The sequence below is a fragment of the Actinomycetota bacterium genome (assembly GCA_013152275.1).
In the GTDB taxonomy this organism is placed as follows: Bacteria; Actinomycetota; Acidimicrobiia; order Spongiisociales; family UBA4744; genus BMS3Bbin01.
Genome location: JAADGS010000095.1, coordinates 1 through 3,422, shown reverse-complemented (window position 1 = coordinate 3,422; position 3,422 = coordinate 1). Strand labels below are relative to the sequence as shown.

The 3,422-nt window shown below is 63.5% G+C and carries 2 protein-coding genes; one reads left to right on the top strand and one right to left on the bottom strand.

Going from position 1 to position 3,422, the window contains the following annotated elements:
* Window positions 1-510, top strand: a 510-nt coding sequence (locus GXP34_14530) for a hypothetical protein (protein ID NOY57182.1), incomplete at its 5' end; no start/stop codon positions are given.
* Between the two features lie 686 nt (window positions 511-1,196).
* On the opposite strand, the gene GXP34_14525 is transcribed toward GXP34_14530, so the two are convergent.
* Window positions 1,197-2,978 (bottom strand): hypothetical protein, encoded by a 1,782-nt coding sequence (locus tag GXP34_14525; protein ID NOY57181.1) that lies wholly within the window; start codon window positions 2,976-2,978, stop codon window positions 1,197-1,199.
* Between the last annotated feature and the right edge of the window lie 444 nt (window positions 2,979-3,422).

Below are 3,422 nucleotides of genomic sequence, written 5' to 3'. Positions count from 1 at the left end.
TGCGTCGACCACGACAACGAATACCCCGAACCAACCACCGCAACCGACGTCGACGTAACCGACACACCCTCCGTCGTCGACGTCGTCGACGACGATCCGCCGGCGCTGGTTGAGCTCGTTGTGGAGCCAGGAGGGCGAGTGGTGCCGGAGGCGGCGATCGTGGTGGTTGCCTCCGTCGATGTCGAGGTGTCGGAGATCGCCATCGCGGATGTCGAGGTGTCGGAGATCGCCATCGCGGATGTCGGGGTACTGGAGATCGACATCGTGGAACCTGAAGCACCGGCTGCGCACGCGTCGAGTCCCGCCTCTCGACCGTCACCACAGTCGAGTCCGCCGTCTGTGGTTCCCTCTGTCGTCAGAACACTCTGTGATCCAGATGTTCGGACGATGTCTTCGATCTGCTCTGACGCCGCGATCGCACGGTCATGGGTTCGTTCTCCCCCGACCATCACGACTGGCAGCGTCAGCGCCATCGTGACCACGACGACGAGCGCCATGCTCAACCTCTGAAGAACCGCCACGAATCCTCCCCATTGCGACTCCCAACCCGCTTCTGATGACATCGGCCCTGCCGGGAGACACCTTTAGGAGAAATCTCGGGGCGCGCTTGTGCATGCGGCGACCGGCGAGCCGACAGACATCACGAGACACCCACTACCGATTGGCCCGACGGCAGATGGCCCGCCGGTTCGTACAGGTCAACGACTGACAGGTGACCCGCAGAACATCGGCAGCCGATCCGTCCCGAGAGCATTCCCACGCGCCAGACGTGACCCGCGCTCATCGAGACTCCCCGGATCTGCTCCCCGAATCTCCCCGCCTCTCGAGTGACATCGGGGAGCCGTCAACACATCGTGCAGTGTCGGCGACGGGTGAATGCCGGACACTCGGTGCCGACCGAATACCGAAGGTCGGTGGCAGGAGGAGCAGCGTGTGACGAGCCCTGGGTCCGGTGACGGACGGGTCCTCTCCGAACTGCCGACCGGCACCGACGCGCCGGTAGTCGGAGGAGCCCGCGTCCGCGGCCGCCACGTGGGGAACACGTCGAGATCGATGGGTCGAGAAGGTGAAGTTCGTCAATCGTGGCGATCACTTCGGACCGTCTTCGTGGCGACGTCATCGAGGAGCCTCCGGTTCACTTCTCCGGCGTGACACGAAGTCCCGGTACCCGACCCGGGCGCGTTGCCGACGACCCTCTATGGCCGACCGGCCGCCACCGACCGCGGCAACGTTTCGGAGAGGAAACCTCGAAGCGTCAGGAGATCCAGGAGGACTTGGTGTCGAGATCTCCGAATGGGCACCGAACGCCGCACCCTCGGCTTGACTGCCCGCACCATCTGACGGACAAGCGTCAAACGTTTCGTAAGGCTCCTCAATGTGGCGACCGCCTCGTCGCTTCCGGTGGCCGAAACTCCCGAAGTGGCCTTGAGGAGACGGAGAATGACATCGGGCGGGATCAGCTCGTCGAGCCGGCTGGGCACCGACACCACCGCGTTGCGGATGGATGCCGCATGATGGCGAAGCTCTCGCGGCCAATCCGGAGGATTCCACCCGCCATCGACGGTCGGTTCCCGGAAGAGACTCGGCAGAGCCGCCGTGATCGCATCCCGGTACAACCTCTTACGTGACCGGGCAGGAACTTGGCTCATGAAGTCCAGCACTTCATTGTCGAAATACGGGTTTGCGACACGAACGTAGGGCGTCTGAAAGCACTCGCGCCACAGCATGATCGTGTCCGTCCTATGTTCGAGCTTGACGCGATGAAGACTGTCGAACACATCTTGGCCGGACGGGATCTTCGCCAAGAGCCCCTCGTAGGCCGCCCGCCAGCCATTCCCCAAAGCGGATGCACTGGAGGAACCGAGCCCCTTCAGGAGCCACTCGATCGTGGAGACCGGGAACACGTCGGCCTGCGCCAGCAGAGCCGCGCCGTCTTCGCTTCGCGGCGAGGCGAGCGGAAACCTGTCGCCGACGAAGAGCAGATTCTCGTCGCTCTCTGCCATCGAGGGCCCCAAGCTCTGCCAGACACCTATTTCGGTGCAGAAATTGGCCATCCCCTGGCCGAACGAGGAGTTGGCCTCGAGGACGGAGGGGAGGTCGCCTTTGTAGCCTTCCATCCTCTGGTGATGTACGCCCAACGAGATGGCCGTGCCCGAGGCGGTGCCGAAATCGGTATCTCCCACCTGCGGGCCGTGATGATAGGTGAAGATCTGGAGTCGCTCTCGGTCGTCGATGGCCTCCGACAGGAAACCGGCGATGCTCCTCGAGTCGTATCCCCCCGACAGCGACACGAACAGCTTGCCTTGGCCGGACGGGATCCGACGCTCCACGCTTGATCGCAATGCATCGGCCAGACCGCCTCTGAGATCCGATTCGCGAACCGACCCGGACTGCGCCACGGATTCGTAATCCCAGTATGACTCGGAGCGGTGCCCACGTTCGGTGAAGCTGTGCACTGCGGCAGGTTCCAGAACACGTACGCCTTCGAATGGAGTGAGCCCACCGTGGGCCGCTCCGCAGGCGAGCACCGATGCGATGCCGGCCGGGTCGAGCCTTCGTCGTTCCCCAGGGTGGCGATACAGAGAAGTCGACAGCCACCAACCGCCGTCATCCTCGCTCAAGAAGACCTTGTGAGAGTTCACGCGGTCGGTGATCACCAGGAGGCCTCCCAGCCGATTGTCGAGTACCAGAAGGGCGAATGACCCATTCAGCGATCGGGCGACACTCGGTCCGTATCGAAGATACGCTTCAAGGAGACCCTCGGCAGTGCGGGCACCGGAAGGCCCGTAGACCTCCCCATGGAGAAGGACCGTGACTCCTGCCTCACTGGCGACAAGGCTCGAATACGATCTGCGAATCCTTACCCACAGCAGACCGAGCCGGCAGCCGAGATCGGATACATCAGGCCCCTTCCCCGGCGTGTCGACAGGATCGGACTCGGGATGTCGAGCCACACGCGCCGCAAACCAAGAAGCCAAGTAGCCACTCATTTTCCCCCCGGATTCGAGTACCCAGCGGTATGAGAGGCTACTACGCCTGATCTCACCCGGTCGCCGGGTATCGGATCGCAGCAGCGAAGGGCCCCTGACCGGACCCTCGGTCTGGAGCCCGGACTGGCCTTCTCCATCCGTGTCCGACCGCCGCCCCGCATGCGTCCGATGCCTCTGCACGTGGATACCGCGAGTGCCCCGCCCGACCGCAGACGGTACCCGCACTCCCCTCGAAGTAGCGCTGTGGCGGTTGTCGGGTGTCAGTCTCTGCTGGGAGACCCTGGTGTGTCGTGTGTGATGGTTCGTCTTAGCGGAACGTGCCGTCTTGGTCTTGACCGTGGCTCTGCCACACCTCGATGGTGACCAGGTCGTATCCCCAACGGAACGGCTTGGCGTTGCCACTCACCTTGTAGGTGTTGCGCACAAACCGGT